The sequence below is a fragment of the Sedimenticola hydrogenitrophicus genome (assembly GCF_029017505.1).
Classification (GTDB): Bacteria; Pseudomonadota; Gammaproteobacteria; order Chromatiales; family Chromatiaceae; genus Sedimenticola; species Sedimenticola hydrogenitrophicus_A.
This window is the reverse complement of sequence record NZ_JAQGEI010000013.1, coordinates 85,868-100,601: the sequence shown is the minus strand read 5'-3', so window position 1 is coordinate 100,601 and position 14,734 is coordinate 85,868. Positions and strand designations below refer to the sequence as shown.

Genomic DNA, 14,734 nt, shown 5'->3' with positions numbered 1-14,734 from the left:
GGCGATTGGGCAGCCTGAATCCGACCCCGGGCGATAATGGCCGGCAACTCAGGGTTTGCGGTCGCCCACTTCACCCGCCACCGCCTCGGCCACGGCCTGGCGGTAGTGGCGGTGGTGGGCGATGCTGAACTCCCGCTCGATCATCACCTCGATCAGCTGCGGTCCACCGGCATCGATCGCCTGCTCCAGCGCCGGCTGGAAGGCGGACTGGCGGGTCACCCGCTGATAAGCCAACCCGTAGAGCGCCGCACTGTGTTGGAAATCCAAGTGGGTGGCGGTATTCCAGTAGCGCTGGTAACTCTCCAGCGCCGCCTGCGGCAGGTAGCCGAAGATGCCGCCGCCGTCGTTGTTGAGCAGGATGATCACCAGGTCCCGGCCGGCCGCCGCCAGCAGGCCGTTCATGTCGTGGTAGAAGGCGAGATCCCCGAGCAGCGCGACCGCCAGCGGATGGTCGCCGTCGGCCAGGCCGATGAAGGTGGAGAGGTTGCCGTCGATGCCGCTCACCCCGCGGTTGGCGTGGATATGCAGGCGTTTCGCCGCCGCGCCGCTCCAGCTGTCCAGTTGGCGGATCGGCATGGAGTTGCCGCTGAACAGCAGGCTGCCGTCGGGCAGGCGTTCCAGCAGCTGCCGGATCAGGCAGCCCTCGAACGGTCGGTCGTCGCGGGTCTCCGCCGACATCCGCTGTTGGCTGATCCGCTCGAACCGCCGGAACCGCTCCAGCCAATCGGCCGGACCCGGTGTAGGGGCACGGGCGCCAAGTGCGGTGCACAGCAGGGCCGGGTCGGCCGCCAGGCTGAGTTCGGTGTGGGGCGCGGCAACCGGCCACTGCCGGTAGGGATCGCACAGGATCACCGGGGCGGCGCTGCCCTCCATGTACCGCAGCAACGGTTTGGAGACCGGCAGGGCACCGAAGCGCAGGATCCAGCCGGGTTTCAGGGTCTCGCCGCCAGCATCGGGAAAGGCATCGGGAAAGGCATCGAGAAAGGCGTCGTAGTAACAGATCAGTGCCGTCTGGTCGTGCCTGCCGAAGCGCAGGTTGCTCAGGGGGTCGGCCAGGATCGGGCACTGCAGTTGTGCCGCCAGCCGGGTCACGGCCGCGGCGAAGGGGGCGCCGAGATCCGTGGCGCCACAGATGATCATCCCCGGTTGCCCGGAGACCAGGGCCAGGGCCGCCTCCAGCAGGTCCGTTTCCGGCACCGGTCGCGGCCGTTGGGCCACTGTTACCGCCGATGGACGCGGCAGTTCGACCGGCGATTCGGGGATCAGCGGCTCGCGCAACGGCAGGTTGATCTGCACCGGCCCGGGGTGCGGCTGCAGCGCCTGCCGGGTGACGCGGCCGCCCAGCTGCCGCAGCCGCTCCCTGGCATCGGCATCGGCCGGGCCGGGATCGTGGAAGGCGCGCAGGTGGCTGCCGAACAGCCGTTGCTGGTCGGTGGTCTGGTTGGCGCCCCAGCCATGCAGTTCGGGGGGGCGGTCGGCGCTCAGCAGGATCAGCGGGATATTGCTGTGGCTCGCCTCGATTACCGCCGGATACCAGTGGGCGGGGGCGCTGCCGGAGGTGGCGATCAGGATCACCGGGCGGCCGCCGCCGCGGGCCAGTCCCAGGGCCAGGAAGGCGGCGCAACGCTCATCCACCTGCACGCTGATCTCAATGGCCGGGTGGGCGTCACAGGCCAGTACCAGCGGGGTGGAGCGGGCGCCGGGAGAGATCACCGCCCGGGTTACCCCGGCGCCGGCCAGGCCGTCGATCAGCGCGTAGGCCCACAGCAGGTTGCCGGCTCCCGGGCGCTGCTCAGGCATGCTCCAGTGCCTCCAGCATGGTGCCGAACTTCAGCTCGGTCTCCTGGAATTCGGCAATCGGGCAGGATTCGCTGGTCACCCCGGCCCCGGCAAAGAGCTCGGCGCGCTCACCGTTCAGCAGGGCACAGCGCAACAGCACCGCCAGCTCGCCATCGCCCTGATGATCCAGCCAGCCGGCCGCGCCGGTGTACCATCCCCGGGCCGCGTTCTGGTGATCGCTCAACCAGCGCCCGGCATTGGCGCTGGGGAAGCCGCTCACGGCCGCGGTCGGGTGCAGGTCATCGGCAATGCGCAGCAAGGTGGCGTCCCCGCACAACTCGCCGTGGATGCCGGTCCAGAGGTGCTGCAGTTTGCGCAAGCGTTTCAGGGTGGGGCGGGGCGGGGCGCTCAGGTCGGCGCAGTGGGCCTTGAGACTGGCCAGAATGCACTGCACCACCAGGGCGTGTTCGTGACGGGATTTGCGATCGTTCAGTAGTTGCCACCCCAGTTGACGGTCCTCGCCCCGCTCCTGGGCGCGCCGGATGGTACCGCCGATGGCGTCGCAGCTGATCAACCGGTGCTTGCGGCTAATCAGCCGTTCCGGGGTGGCCGCCGCAAACGTGCTGCCGTCCAGGCGGATCGAAAACAGCCGGCTGCTGGGATAGAGGTCATCCAGCGAGGCCATCAGGCGAGACGGATCGAGCGGGTGCTCGGCACGTACACTGATGCGCCGGAACGGTACCACCTTGTCCAGGCCACCCTGGCGAATCTGCTGGGTCGCCTCACTGACCTGGAGTTTCCATTCATCATCGGAGGGCATGGTGCCGGTGCGGGAGAGCCGGTTGCGGCCGGGATGGGGCTGCGGGTCCCGCAGCAGGGCGTCGGTCAGCTCCTGCAACAGGTGCCGGCTGCGCAGCCGGGTGCGCTGCCGGTCGCACCTCCGGGAGCCGTGGCTGAAGCTGAAGGTCAGGGCGCAACGGTCGGGGGTCTGGTGCAGCAGCAGTTCGGGGAAGAAGATGGCGGCATTCGGCAACCCGGACCAATTCTGCCGCATCGGATCATCCGGGTCGAAGGCAAATCCGGTAAAGGCGGTGGCGCGGAATCCGGATTCATCCGGATCCAGATGGTGCCAGGCGGCACGCTGCTGTTCGAACTGAGCGGATAGCCGGCGCAGTCGCTGTTCACCGCTGGCGGTGAGGCGCCGCGCTTCGCCGATGCCGAGCAGATAGCGTTGCCGGCTCGGCTCGCCCCAGTAAAACCAGTTGCCATTCAACGGTGGCAGTCGATGCAGGTGCAACTCCGGGGTCGCCAGAGTGATGCTGACCAGTCGGTTGGCCAGTCCCCCGGCCGGCAGCGCGGCCAAGGCGCTTTCGAGGCGGCCCAGTATCGTCTGGATCGGTGATGGCCGATGGGACATGTGGCTTTGCCACCTCATGGTGTGAATGGACAGGGCTGATCATACTGCATTCCGCTGGCGTGAGGCATTTCATCAGCTGTTGTTTTTGCTGCATATGACAATTATCAAGCGCCATGATCGATCATGAAATTTCGCTGGCCAGCCGCCCCATTGCGTGGCGGTTGCGCATGCTTTTTATGGGTCCACATAAGGCGGGTGAATTTGACCCGGTGCGGCCGCATCTGCTATACATGCACGGCTTTTTTCGGGCCCCGGGCGATTTGTTGATCGATATCCGGGGGTTTGATTTCCGGGAGGTAATCGAATGTTGCCGACCGGGGGGTTTATTAACGACTGAGGTGAGTCAGTCGACACAGCAGGTTTGACCATGAATAAATGGCTAGTTTCAGTTTCCATCCTTTTGGCTATGGTGGTCGGTAGTGCTCAGGCAGCCGGCGACGCCGAGGCCGGCAAGACCAAGTCCGCCACCTGTCTCGCCTGTCACGGTGTAGATGGAAACAGCGCCAATGCGGTCTGGCCGAAACTGGCGGGACAGCACCCCAGCTATATAAAGAAACAGTTGCGCGAGTTCAAGGGCGGTGTGCGCAAGAATGACCTGATGTCGCCGATGGCCATGCCGCTCAGCGAGCAGGATATGGACGACCTGGCGGCCTACTTCAGCAGCCAGGCCCAGACCCCCGGCAGCGCCGCGGCCGATCAGGTCGAGTTGGGCGAGACCATCTACCGGGGCGGTAATGCGGCCACCGATGTGGCCGCCTGTATGGCTTGTCACGGTCCTTCCGGCATGGGTAACCCGGCCGCCGATTTCCCGCGCATCTCCGGGCAGCATGCCGCCTATCTTGAAAAGATGCTGAAGGATTTCCGCTCCGGTGATCGCAGCAACGACAACGCCAAGATGATGCGTAATGTGGTTGCCCGCATGACCGACAAGGAGATCGCCGCGGTCGCCCAATACGTGCAGGGGCTGCGCTGATCTATCGACACCGCCTCGCCCGGCGGGCAACCACGGGGGGTTGCCCCTACATCCCTGGCAAAGCCGCTCCTGGCCATCCATGGCCTCCGTGGCATAAGTCCATCCCTGGACAAAAAGGGCAGCCAGAGCGCTGCCCTTTTTCGATTCGGGATTTCGCTGGGGTCGGATTTCCAGGCACCGGGAGGAATGGTCGCCGACGGTCATGGGGTGTTACGATCCCTGTTCGAGTGGCGGTAGTTGAACCCGGGCGTATAGACGGGTCCTTATTTGGGGCACGACTCAATAATTCAGCCGATTGGCCGCTTAATACCCCCACGGAGGTATAAATATGAAGAAACAAATGCTTATCCGGGTACTGTCTCTGTTTGTCTTTATGTTCCTGGCGGCTGGCGCGCCGGCCCAGACCCCCTTTGAGGAGGAGGTGCACTACTTCTCCATCATCCCTGAACAGCCGGGTGCGGAGGGGGACAAGGTGCAGGTGGTGGAGTTTTTCTGGTACGCCTGCCCCCACTGCTACAAGCTGGAGCCGCATCTCGGTAAATGGCTGGAGCGCAAGCCCGATGGGGTCGAGTTTGTGCGTATCCCGGCCATGTTCAAGCGGCCGGATGTGGTGCTGCATGCCAAGACCTTCTATGCCTTGACCCTGATGGGGGTTGAGGATGAGTTGAACGCGGCGATCTTCGACGAGATTCATGTGCGCAACAATCGCCTCGCCAACGCCGAGGCTATGGAAGCGCTTCTGGCCGACAAGGGGGTGGATATCGAGGCCTATCGCAAGGCGATGAAATCCTTTGCCGTGCAGACCCAGTCGCGGCGTGCCGAGGTATTGGCAGGCCGGTTTGATATACGCGGTGTGCCGGCCTTCGTGGTGGACGGCAAGTATCGCACCAGTGGGCTTGAAGGCGATCTGCAAATGCAGGCGATTGATTATCTTATTGACAAGGTAATCGCTGAAAAGCGTGCAAAAAAGCAGTAGACTTGCAATAGTGCACCGGGGGGCTCCAATGGATGACAGTGGTGATCTGCAGCGTCTGAAACTGCTCAGCTACAACATACAGTCCGGAATAGACACGCAACGTTACCGGCAGTACCTGACCCAGAGCTGGAAACAGGTCCTTCCGCACCGGGAGCGCCTGCTCAACCTCGATCGCATTGCCGCGGTGATTCACGGGTACGATATTGTGGGGCTTCAGGAGGTGGATTCCGGTAGCCTGCGCAGCGGTTTTGTGGATCAGACCCAGTATCTGGCTCGCCAGGCGGCGTTCCCCTACTGGTACCGGCAGGTCAACCGGAGCCTCGGGAAACTGGCGCAGAACAGTAACGGTCTGGTGTCACGATTGCGCCCGTCGGATGTGACCGAGCACAAACTGCCCGGTCTGCCTGGACGGGGGGTGATCGTTTGCAACTTCGGCGGCACTACCGGACTGACCGTCTGTATCATGCATCTGGCCCTCGGGCGCAGGGCCAGGTTGCGTCAGGTGGCATTCATCCGCGAGTTGGTGGCCGATCTGCCCCACGTGGTGGTGATGGGCGACCTCAACTTCGGCTGTGACTCCGAGGAGATGCGCGTGTTGACCGAGAGCGGCCGGCTCACTCAACCGGCCTGTCAGATGAACACCTTTCCGAGTTGGCGCCCGATCCGCAAGATTGACCACATCCTGGTCTCCGATTCGCTCCAGGTGGAGAATGCCAAGGTAGTCGAATATCCTCTGTCAGATCACTTGCCGATCGGGATCGATGTCATAATCCCCTCCGGCATGCGGCTGGCGGCCTGATCCATGAGCGGGCAAGAGACGACCGCCGCCCCGGACTGGAAGATCCAATACCTGGAACTGGCGCAGCAGCAGGCCCAGGAGAAGTCCGCCGCGGCGGAGACGGAAAAACTGCTCTGCCGCATCATCATCCGCCTGACCCTGGCCACCAGTGGCCTGGATCCCGTCATCGACCCCCATCTCTCGGCACTGCGCAATGCGGTCAGAAAGGGTGTGCAGCCCGAACTGAAGGATCAGTTGTCGGCCATCTCGGAGGCGCTGATCCGGGCCAATGATGAAACTACCCCCGTCACCGCTACCGGGACCGACCTGCTCCCCCGGTTGATCAGCCGCTCCGGGGTGACCGGTCGCAATGCCGGCAAGCTGCACAAGCTGGCCGAGCAGTTGGTGGCGGAGGGCGATGCCGCCTCGGATCAGCAGATCGACCGGTTTCTGCGGCTGCTGACCCAGGGGGATAACCCGGGTTCGGCAAGCGGGTTCCTACGCCGTTTTTTTCCCTCTTTCGGGGCTTCCGACGCCCCTGCCGATGCGGCGGTTACCCCGAATCAGCAGCTGTTGCGGTTGCTCGAAGGGCTGGATTGGCCGGCCCAGCTCAGTCTGGATATCCGACGCCTGGAAATGGAACTGGTCGGGCAGAAGGACAGCGCGGTCTGGGTCGAGGTGCTCTCCTCACTGTTGGCTCTGCTCTCCAGGTCGGTTGGCGAGGTGCAGACGGAGATCCAGGATACCCGTGGTTTCCTCAAGGAGTTGACCCAGCGCCTGGTGGAGATCGACAAGCATGTTAACAGCAGCAAGGCGCTGCGGCAGAAATCGATGGTCGAGGGGCAGGCGCTGGGGTTGGCGATGCGCCAGCGGATGGGTGGTATGCGTAATAATATGAACGAGGCCACCACGCTGCAGCAGTTACGCCTGGAGATCGCCCGGCAGTTGGATGTAATCGAGACCCATGTCGGGAAGTTTGTGGCCAACGAGGGGGAGCGGCATAAGCAGGCGGCCCTGCTGGAAGACCAGCTGCGCAAGCGCCTGGATGAGGTGCAGAGCGAGAGTCGCGAACTGCGTGCCAAGATGATCGAGGCGCACCGCCAGGCAGCGACCGATACGGTGACCGGACTGCCCAATCGACTGGCCTACGAGGACCGGCTGGAGCAGGAGTATGCCCGCTGGAAACGCTTTGGTGAGCCGCTTACCCTGCTGGTCTGGGATATCGATGACTTCAAACGGATCAATGACCGCTTCGGCCACCACGCCGGTGACAAGGCGCTACGCATTATCGGCCAGAGCCTGCTGCAGGGCCTGCGCGAAACCGACTTCGTCGCCCGCTTTGGGGGTGAGGAGTTCGTCATGCTGCTCACCGGCACCAACTGTGAAGATGCCATGAATGTCGCCGAGACCGTGCGCCGGGAGGTGAAAGAGAGCGGTATCCATTCGGTGGGCAAGCGGGTGGAGGTCACCATCTCCTGCGGGATGAGCGGATTTGCCCCGGGGGATACGCCGGCCGATGTCTTTACCCGGGCGGATCGGGCGTTGTATGAGGCCAAGCGGACCGGAAAGGACCGTATCATCGTTCACTGATCGCCACTGATAGCCGTCAGAGCTTGCCGGGCTCTTGCCCGTCCTGCCATAACCGCGGTTGCTGGGCATAGAAATAATCCCACTCGCCCCCCTCCTGTTGCAGCGTCTGCATTAGCCCGGCGGTGGGCACCGCCTCGCCGGGGAACACCTGGGAGATGGCGATGAACAGCCGGGCGGTCCCGCCCATCTGCCGCCAGTTGAGATCCCGTAAACCACTCTCCCGGCCGCACCCCGGACAGCGGATGCCGTTGTTCGCGCTGCCGAGATAGGTGCGCCACTCGGGCAACGGATGGCGGCAGGCGCGACAGCGCGGCGGCCGGCAGTTCTCGCCACTTATTATTACCGCCGAGGGGAAGGGGCCGAGCAGGCGGATGGTACACAGCGCCTCGCCCGGGTGCTGGTCGCCGTCCAGCGGCAGGTTGGGCGAACAGCCCAGGAAGGTGAGGCGTTGCAGGAAATCCGCACCGGCCCGAAAGCAATGGGGCGTGTCCGGCACGGCCTGGCCGATGAGACCGGTCTCCGCCAGCCGCGCCAGCAAGGGTGGAATTTCCGGCAACGGTTGGTCCGTGGCGGGATGAAGCATCAGATAACCGGGATTCATCGGTTGTAGCGACCCCTGATAGTGCGTTTATTGACTGCATGGTAACGGATATTGGGCCTCGGGTGTCCTCATTGCTTATGTTATGTGATAACATAACACTTCTATTCAACTGCCCCCTGTCTCGTCCATGCATTTGACCATACGAAGCCTGCTGCTGCCGCTGTTGCTTATCTTCGCCACGGCGGTCTCCGCCGAACCCCTGTCGATTTATGTCAGTATCCTGCCGCAGAAATTTATCGTGGAGCGGCTTGGTGGTGAACATGTGCGGGTTTCGGTACTGGTTGGGCCGGGCCAGAGTGCGGAGACCTACGAGCCGTTGCCCAGGCAGATGGCGGTGCTCTCGCGGGCGGCGCTGTTTTACCGCATTGGTGTCCCGTTTGAGGATGTCCTGATCGACAGTATCAAGAGCGCCAATCCGGCGATGGTCCTGCTGGATGCCCGGGAAGGGGTGACCCTGCGTGAGATGGAATCGGCCGGTGAACATCATGATGATGCGGCTCATGGGCATGCGGAAGACGGGGATGATCCGCATATCTGGCTCGCGCCGGCCAATGTGCGGATCATGATCGGGCATTTGCGGGACCGGCTGATCGCACTGGATCCGGCGCACGCCGACAGCTACCGGGAGAATCACGCCCGCTTCGATCAGGAGCTGATCGCCCTTGAGCAGGAGATCCGGGATCTGTTGGGTCCGCTGAAAGGGCGTCGCTTTATGGTGTTCCACCCCTCCTGGGGCTACTTTGCCGACGCCTTTGGCCTGCAGCAGTTGCCCATCGAGAGTGAGGGCAAGGAGCCGGGCGCGCGCACCCTGAAGCGCCTGGTCGACCAGGCCAGGGCCGAGGGAATCAAGGTGATCTTTGTCCAGGAGCAGTTCGCCCAGAGTCAGGCCGCGGCGCTGGCCGCCGCCATCGGCGGGCGGCTGGTGACTCTGGATCCGCTGGCCGAGCCCTATCTGGATAACCTGCGGCAGGTCGCCAGGGCCATCGAAGAGGCCTATCGATGAGCGCCCCGTCTGTGGTATCGCTACGCAATGTCTCGTTCTCCTACGGGGGGCCCCGCGTGCTGGACGGAGTGAACCTGGAGGTGGAGGAACATGAGTTTCTCGGCATCGTCGGCCCCAACGCGGGAGGCAAGAGCACCCTGCTGAAACTGATGCTGGGTCTACTGGAACCGCTCAGGGGCGAGGTACGGATACTGGGTGAGCCGCCCCAGCGCAGCCGCACCCAGGTCGGCTATGTGCCCCAGTACCCGCAGTTCAGCCGCGACTTCCCGATCACCGTGGAACAGACTGTGATGATGGGCCGGTTGGGTATGTCGGGCCTGTTCGGCAACTACCGCCGCCGCGATCGCGCGGTGGCGCGCCAGGCGATGGCCGAGACCGAGGTGCTGGATCTGGCCGCCCGGCAGCTCTGCACCTTGTCGGGAGGGCAGTTGCAGCGGGTGCTGGTGGCGCGCGCCCTGGCCTGTGAACCGCGCATCCTGATGCTGGATGAGCCGACGGCGAATATCGATATGCGCGTCGAGACCGAGATTTTCGACCTGCTGAAGCGCTTCAACAAGCGCATGACCATTATCGTGGTCTCCCATGATATCGGTTTCATCTCCGGCTACGTGAACCGGGTCGCCTGCCTCAACCGTACCCTGATCTGCCACCACACCGCCGCCATCGACGGTGACACCATCCGCTCGCTCTACGATGCCGATGTGAAGATGGTGGAGCACCGGCACTGAAGGGGGCGACTCATAATGGAATTTTTTAGCGCACTCTGGGAACACCCCTTTCTGCAGCACGCGCTGATCGGTGGCCTGCTGGCGAGCATCGGTTGCGGCGTCATCGGCAGCTACGTGGTGGTCAAACGGATCGGTTTCCTGGCGGGGGGGATTTCCCACAGCGTCCTGGGCGGCATGGGGGCCGCCTTTTTCCTCGGCATGAGCCCGCTGGGTGGGGCGCTGGTCGCTGCCGTGGTCGCGGCGCTGCTGATCGGCTGGGTGCGGCTCACCTGGCATGAACAGGAAGATACCCTGATCGGTGCCCTGTGGGCGGTCGGCATGGCGATCGGTATCCTGTTCATCTCCAAGACGCCGGGCTACAGCGTCAGCCTGATGAGCTATCTTTTTGGTAATATCCTGATGGTGAATCCGGCCGATATCTGGATGATGGCGGGCATCGATCTGCTTATTCTGCTGACGGTTGCGCTCTGCTATCAGCAGTTTCTCGCCGTCTCCTTCGATGAAGAGTTTGCCCGGCTGCGCGGCGTGCCGGTCACCTTTTTCTATCTGCTGCTGCTCTGCATGGTGGCGGTGACCGTGGTGCTGCTGATTCAGGTGGTGGGGCTGATCCTGGTGATCGCGCTGTTGACGCTGCCGGCGGCGATTGCCGCGCATTATGTGCGCAGCCTCGGTAAAATGATGCTGTTGGCAACCCTGCTGGGCGCCCTGTTCACCGTGCTGGGCCTGGGCATCTCCTATGCGCCGGATCTGCCGGCCGGCGCGACGATTATCCTGGTGGCCGGGACCAGCTATCTGGTCTCGCTGCTGTTTACCACGGCCAGGAAGCGCAGGGAGCTGCGCAGACAGCTGCTACGGGCGATGCAATGAAACCGGGTTCATGTCATACAGAGTGTCAACAGGTGCTGCACCTGGCCGAGCGGCTCTGCGAGGGGCGTGGAGCGCGCCTGACGCCGCAGCGCCGCCAGGTCCTGGAGATCCTCTGCGCCAGCCCGAAACCGCTGGGGGCCTACGATATCCTGGATCTGTTGAAGCAGGGTGTGCCGGCCGCCAAACCACCGACGGTCTACCGGGCGCTGGAGTTCCTGTTGCAACAGGGCCTGGTGCACCGCATCGAATCGCTCAACGCCTATGTCGGCTGCGTGCATCCGGACCATCCCCACGCCAGCCAGTTTCTGATCTGCCGTGACTGTGGCGAGGTGCGGGAGCTGGAGAGCCAGAGTGTCGAGCGCACCCTGGGAAGCGCCCTGCGGGCGTGCGGTTTCAAGGCCGACTCCCGGGTGGTCGAGGTGACCGGTCGCTGTCTGCGCTGCAGCGAGCAGGAGACACCGTGAACCTAAAAACCTCGGTTGACCGCTACGCACAGGATCAAAGCGCATGTTTTTGACCGCACTTCCAGTCACATCCCGCTTCACCTTGATGGTGAGTACGCTATGCAGCGGATTGCACATTTTTTGCGGCACATGGCCGCGTTGTGAAACTCACCAAGGGCGCGCCATTGGCCTCGTTTCACGCCTTGCCCTGCACCGCAAAAAACGCACACTCCGCCGCATCCAACCGAGGTTTTTAGGTTGAAGCGCCTGGTGCTGCAACTGCTCAAGGGCTACAGCTATCTGATCAGTCCGCTGCTGGGCAACAACTGCCGCTACTACCCCAGTTGCTCGGCCTACACCCGCGAGGCGGTGGAGATCCACGGCGTGCTGCGCGGCCTGTGGCTGGGCACCCGGCGCATCCTGCGCTGCCACCCGTTCCACGAGGGGGGCTACGATCCGGTGCCCGGCTCGGAGTGCCGGCACAAGCACTGATACCGATCGGCGGCCCGTCGATCCGGGCAACCACGGGGGGTTGCCCCTACGCCCGTCCCGGCATTGCCCGTCCACCCGGAATTTTGAATGGCCAGTCGTAGCGGCAGGCCCCAGTGCCTGCCCTGGCGGATCTGCGGACCGGGGGTATATTGAATTATCCGCGTTCATTTGCGTTCATTCCATCCTTAGGTCCGTAAACGGTACATCCCTGTACCACTCCTCTTGCATCACTCCTCGTGGCTTATATTTTTCCATCCCCAACCTCCGCGGCATAACTGCTTCCCTGGACAAAACCGCTCTCGGCCATCCTCGGCTCTGGCTCCCGCTCCGCTCTATCCCCTTTATCCCCGTGTTCACGGCGTATATCAGATAACGGCGATATACCGTTGTGTCTGTGGTTGCAAGGCCGTCGAATAAGGCCGGGGCGTCGTATGGCCGTGAGGCATATCTCAATTTTGTGCACGAATAGCCAAATTCTCCTGCCCGGGAAGATATATCCTTGATTATTCTGTGTGAATATGGCATTTTCACGTAGGATCGTTCTTCTGATGTGTCCGCGCGGCAACGGCGAATCAGGTACGAAAGAAAACCTGTATGCGCAAAGAACATGTATCAGGATTCTGGGGAAACAAGCGAACGTTATCATTTTGTGAATCGGACGATGCTGTCATTGATCCCGTAATTACTTGAAGCGGTATCAGGCGCGCGCTCATTCGTCTGTTGGGGTATTCGCACTAGCCGGGATACAGGATGCCACAGAGGGTGGTTTTTATCTGAAGGGCAAGATTGTTTCAGGGGAAACTTATTTGCCTCAAGATTTCAGACTCGATGCCGCTTAATAGAGAGTTTGGAGCTTAATCCGAATGATGAAGTGGAAGGATAAATTTCAGAATCGTTGCCGGTGTTTCTGATGAGGTAAGGGGGAAGGGATTGACCTGCTCATGAAAACGCGCACTATCTTGCTACACGGATTCACCCTGGTGGAACTGATGATCACCCTGGCCGTTGCGGTGGTCGCGCTCTCTATCGCGGTGCCGTCTTTCCAATCAGCCTTTCAGGCCAATCGGCTAACGACCCAGGCCAATGCGTTGGTCACGGCCATAAACCTGGCGCGCAGCGAGGCGATCAAGAGGGGTGTCAGCACTACTCTGCGGGCCGGGGGGAGCAGTTTCGAGGATGGCTGGTGTGTGCATCTGGGAGCCTCCTGTGCCGGAACCGATATCCTGCGGCAATTCGAGGCCATGAACCAGATCAGCGTCGATTCGGGTGGTGTGACGGTCGTTACCTTCGATGCGCGGGGTAGCAAGAGTGTCCCCAACGGCGTAGTCAATATTGATCTCCAGCCGGATGGGTGCTCGGCGGGCACCGCGGATCGCCTGCGCACCATCAATATCGCCAATACCGGCCGCGCCAGTGTTACGGCTGGGAATTGCACATGACAATCCCGCAGCGCACCTTCGACATCGGTAATGCCCGGTTGCAGGGGTGTTCCGCCTGCCGTGGCTTCTCCCTGATCGAGGTACTTGTCACCGTGCTGGTGCTGTCGATCGGGCTACTCGGGCTGGCGGGCTTGCAGGGCGTATCGGTACGCAACAACCACAGCGCCTACCTGCGCACCCAAGCCACCTATCTGGCCTATGAGATTGACGATGCGATGCGCGCCAATCGCGACGTGGCGCTGGCGGGCGGATACGCTCTTGCCTGGAGTACCGCGCCGTCGGTAAGTGATAGCATCGCGCAGGCCGATCTGAGTGCCTGGCGTAATCGCTTGATTGGGCTGCTTCCTGCTGCGGATACCCGCATACAGATCAATAAGGATTGCCTGCAAAATGATGTAGCCGGGATCCTGGCCGTCACCGTGCGCTGGGATGACAGCCGGGGTGTGGAGACGCCGCAGGACTTTTGCGTGGCGACCAAGCTATGAATCGAGCCAATAAAAAGGTAAGCGTCCCGGTACGCAGGCGCGGGTTATTGGGGACTTCCATGCCATCCTTCCGTCAACGCCGCCGCCCGACGGGTGCCTCATGCTTCCACCAAGCGGGCCTCTCGCTGGTCGAGCTGATGGTGGCCCTGGTCCTCGGTCTGATGCTGACAGCCGGAATAATCCAGCTCTTCGTCGGCAGCAAGCAAACCTACCGCTTTCAAGAGGCGTATTCCCGGGTGCAGGAGAACGGCCGTTATCTGGTCGAAGCCCTCAACCGCGATATCCGCATGGCCGGCAATATGGGTTGTGTCGGGAATCTGCAACGGGAAAACCCGACGGGAACCGGTAATCTGGCGCCCGGTTACTTCCGGGTGACACTGAATAACTCCAGCAACTATGAATGGGACTTCGGTAGCGGGTTGCAGGGTTATCAATGGAACGGCAGTGGTTGGACGCCCGCGTTGCCCACGGCGCTTGCCGCGGCATTGAGCGGAAGTGATGTCATAACCCTGCGTGGCATGGATGGGGGGGTGGTCAAGGTTACGAGCCACCCTGGTGGCAACCCTCCGGGTTCGGCGGCCTTAGGCGTTTCCTCCGGCAACGGCGTGGACCAATTCGACATTCTGGCGGTTGCCGATTGCACCTCGGCGGCGGTATTTCAGGTCTCCACGGCAAACCCGGACACTTCGGGATCGCTGGCCCACAATACCGGCGTGGGGACCCCTGGCAACGCTACTCGAGCCCTGGGCCGCGATTTTGTCGGCGCGGACGTGATGCGTGTCTCTACCCGTTCCTACTTCATCGCCAACGGCGTGGGGGGTGGGCCGGCGCTGTTTCGCCGCGTTAACCTGGCCGCGGCCGAGGAGCTGGTGGAGGGGATCGAGCGGATGCGCTTTGCCTACGGTGTTGACACCAGCGGTGATCGCGTCACCGATGTCTACTTGTCCGGTAGCCAGGTCGAGGCGGCCAGTCGCTGGGGCGAAGTGGTCAGCGTGCGAGTCAGTCTGCTGCTGCGCAGTATCGAGAATAATGTGACCGATGGCCCGCGGCAGATCACCTTCGACGGGGAGGTGATCAACTCCGGTGCTGGCGCCGACCGCCGACTGCGCCAGGTATTCACCACCATCGTCAGCCTACGCAACCGGTTGCCATGAGGACGCTTG

The 14,734-nt window shown here is 62.6% G+C and carries 15 protein-coding genes; 12 read left to right on the top strand and 3 right to left on the bottom strand.

From position 1 onward, the window contains the following. Positions 1–48: 48 nt before the first annotated feature. Together menD and O9K64_RS10155 are read right to left on the bottom strand one after the other, a co-directional pair. Complete coding sequence (gene menD / locus O9K64_RS10160) at positions 49–1,800, bottom strand: 2-succinyl-5-enolpyruvyl-6-hydroxy-3-cyclohexene-1-carboxylic-acid synthase (RefSeq protein ID WP_275097951.1); 1,752 nt, start codon at positions 1,798–1,800, stop codon at positions 49–51. Further along, positions 1,793–3,196 carry an isochorismate synthase gene (locus O9K64_RS10155; RefSeq protein WP_275097950.1) on the bottom strand — a complete coding sequence of 468 codons (1,404 nt, stop codon included), beginning with the start codon at positions 3,194–3,196 and terminating at the stop codon, positions 1,793–1,795. Before O9K64_RS10155 ends, menD begins: the two co-directional genes overlap by 8 nt. A gap of 367 nt (positions 3,197–3,563) precedes the next feature. On the opposite strand from O9K64_RS10155, the gene O9K64_RS10150 reads away from it, so the two are divergent. The 4 genes from O9K64_RS10150 (at position 3,564) to O9K64_RS10135 (ending at position 7,513) form a co-directional block, all read left to right on the top strand. Further along, positions 3,564–4,169 carry a c-type cytochrome gene (locus O9K64_RS10150; protein ID WP_275097949.1) on the top strand — a complete coding sequence of 202 codons (606 nt, stop codon included), beginning with the start codon at positions 3,564–3,566 and terminating at the stop codon, positions 4,167–4,169. A gap of 328 nt (positions 4,170–4,497) precedes the next feature. After that, positions 4,498–5,145, top strand: coding sequence for a thiol:disulfide interchange protein DsbA/DsbL (locus O9K64_RS10145; protein WP_275097948.1), 648 nt, complete (start codon positions 4,498–4,500; stop codon positions 5,143–5,145). A 28-nt stretch (positions 5,146–5,173) separates the two neighbouring features. Next, the gene (locus tag O9K64_RS10140) at positions 5,174–5,944 is read left to right on the top strand and encodes an endonuclease/exonuclease/phosphatase family protein (protein ID WP_275097947.1); all 771 of its coding nucleotides are present in this window, start codon (positions 5,174–5,176) and stop codon (positions 5,942–5,944) included. Positions 5,945–5,947: 3 nt separating this feature from the next. Continuing rightward, the gene (locus tag O9K64_RS10135) at positions 5,948–7,513 is read left to right on the top strand and encodes a GGDEF domain-containing protein (protein ID WP_275097946.1); all 1,566 of its coding nucleotides are present in this window, start codon (positions 5,948–5,950) and stop codon (positions 7,511–7,513) included. A gap of 16 nt (positions 7,514–7,529) precedes the next feature. Here the strand turns inward: O9K64_RS10135 and O9K64_RS10130 are convergent, their stop codons facing one another. Beyond that, a complete protein-coding gene (locus O9K64_RS10130; RefSeq protein ID WP_275097945.1) occupies positions 7,530–8,114 on the bottom strand; it encodes a hypothetical protein in 585 nt (194 codons plus the stop codon). A 127-nt stretch (positions 8,115–8,241) separates the two neighbouring features. On the opposite strand from O9K64_RS10130, the gene O9K64_RS10125 reads away from it, so the two are divergent. The 8 genes from O9K64_RS10125 to O9K64_RS10090 all read left to right on the top strand — a co-directional run bounded on the left by O9K64_RS10125 (position 8,242) and on the right by O9K64_RS10090 (position 14,725). Beyond that, positions 8,242–9,117, top strand: coding sequence for a metal ABC transporter solute-binding protein, Zn/Mn family (locus O9K64_RS10125; protein WP_275097944.1), 876 nt, complete (start codon positions 8,242–8,244; stop codon positions 9,115–9,117). Then, positions 9,114–9,845 carry a metal ABC transporter ATP-binding protein gene (locus O9K64_RS10120; protein WP_275097943.1) on the top strand — a complete coding sequence of 244 codons (732 nt, stop codon included), beginning with the start codon at positions 9,114–9,116 and terminating at the stop codon, positions 9,843–9,845. The genes O9K64_RS10125 and O9K64_RS10120 overlap by 4 nt, the downstream gene beginning before the upstream one ends. Before the next feature lie 15 nt (positions 9,846–9,860). Beyond that, positions 9,861–10,712, top strand: coding sequence for a metal ABC transporter permease (locus tag O9K64_RS10115; RefSeq protein WP_305793098.1), 852 nt, complete (start codon positions 9,861–9,863; stop codon positions 10,710–10,712). Beyond that, the gene (locus O9K64_RS10110; protein ID WP_275097942.1) at positions 10,709–11,176 is read left to right on the top strand and encodes a transcriptional repressor; all 468 of its coding nucleotides are present in this window, start codon (positions 10,709–10,711) and stop codon (positions 11,174–11,176) included. The genes O9K64_RS10115 and O9K64_RS10110 overlap by 4 nt, the downstream gene beginning before the upstream one ends. A 237-nt stretch (positions 11,177–11,413) precedes the next feature. Then, positions 11,414–11,647 carry a membrane protein insertion efficiency factor YidD gene (gene yidD, locus O9K64_RS10105; protein ID WP_275097941.1) on the top strand — a complete coding sequence of 78 codons (234 nt, stop codon included), beginning with the start codon at positions 11,414–11,416 and terminating at the stop codon, positions 11,645–11,647. Positions 11,648–12,588: 941 nt separating this feature from the next. Continuing rightward, entirely contained in the window at positions 12,589–13,086 is a 498-nt protein-coding gene (locus tag O9K64_RS10100) for a GspH/FimT family pseudopilin (RefSeq protein ID WP_275097940.1), read from the top strand. Continuing rightward, positions 13,083–13,571 carry a type IV pilus modification protein PilV gene (gene pilV, locus O9K64_RS10095; protein ID WP_275097939.1) on the top strand — a complete coding sequence of 163 codons (489 nt, stop codon included), beginning with the start codon at positions 13,083–13,085 and terminating at the stop codon, positions 13,569–13,571. The genes O9K64_RS10100 and pilV overlap by 4 nt, the downstream gene beginning before the upstream one ends. Before the next feature lie 59 nt (positions 13,572–13,630). Continuing rightward, positions 13,631–14,725, top strand: coding sequence for a PilW family protein (locus O9K64_RS10090; protein ID WP_275097938.1), 1,095 nt, complete (start codon positions 13,631–13,633; stop codon positions 14,723–14,725). Positions 14,726–14,734: the final 9 nt, after the last annotated feature.

Excerpts from the sequence above, each read along its gene's own strand:
- O9K64_RS10115 (WP_305793098.1), top strand. The coding sequence starts at position 9,861 with ATGGAATTTTTTAGCGCACTCTGGGAACACCCCTTTCTGCAGCACGCG.
- O9K64_RS10140 (WP_275097947.1), top strand. The coding sequence starts at position 5,174 with ATGGATGACAGTGGTGATCTGCAGCGTCTGAAACTGCTCAGCTACAAC.
- menD (WP_275097951.1), bottom strand. The coding sequence starts at position 1,800 with ATGCCTGAGCAGCGCCCGGGAGCCGGCAACCTGCTGTGGGCCTACGCG.
- O9K64_RS10110 (WP_275097942.1), top strand. The coding sequence starts at position 10,709 with ATGAAACCGGGTTCATGTCATACAGAGTGTCAACAGGTGCTGCACCTG.
- O9K64_RS10150 (WP_275097949.1), top strand. The coding sequence starts at position 3,564 with ATGAATAAATGGCTAGTTTCAGTTTCCATCCTTTTGGCTATGGTGGTC.
- O9K64_RS10155 (WP_275097950.1), bottom strand. The coding sequence starts at position 3,196 with ATGTCCCATCGGCCATCACCGATCCAGACGATACTGGGCCGCCTCGAA.
- O9K64_RS10130 (WP_275097945.1), bottom strand. The coding sequence starts at position 8,114 with ATGAATCCCGGTTATCTGATGCTTCATCCCGCCACGGACCAACCGTTG.
- O9K64_RS10125 (WP_275097944.1), top strand. The coding sequence starts at position 8,242 with ATGCATTTGACCATACGAAGCCTGCTGCTGCCGCTGTTGCTTATCTTC.
- O9K64_RS10120 (WP_275097943.1), top strand. The coding sequence starts at position 9,114 with ATGAGCGCCCCGTCTGTGGTATCGCTACGCAATGTCTCGTTCTCCTAC.
- O9K64_RS10100 (WP_275097940.1), top strand. The coding sequence starts at position 12,589 with ATGAAAACGCGCACTATCTTGCTACACGGATTCACCCTGGTGGAACTG.
- O9K64_RS10135 (WP_275097946.1), top strand. The coding sequence starts at position 5,948 with ATGAGCGGGCAAGAGACGACCGCCGCCCCGGACTGGAAGATCCAATAC.
- pilV (WP_275097939.1), top strand. The coding sequence starts at position 13,083 with ATGACAATCCCGCAGCGCACCTTCGACATCGGTAATGCCCGGTTGCAG.
- O9K64_RS10145 (WP_275097948.1), top strand. The coding sequence starts at position 4,498 with ATGAAGAAACAAATGCTTATCCGGGTACTGTCTCTGTTTGTCTTTATG.
- O9K64_RS10090 (WP_275097938.1), top strand. The coding sequence starts at position 13,631 with ATGCCATCCTTCCGTCAACGCCGCCGCCCGACGGGTGCCTCATGCTTC.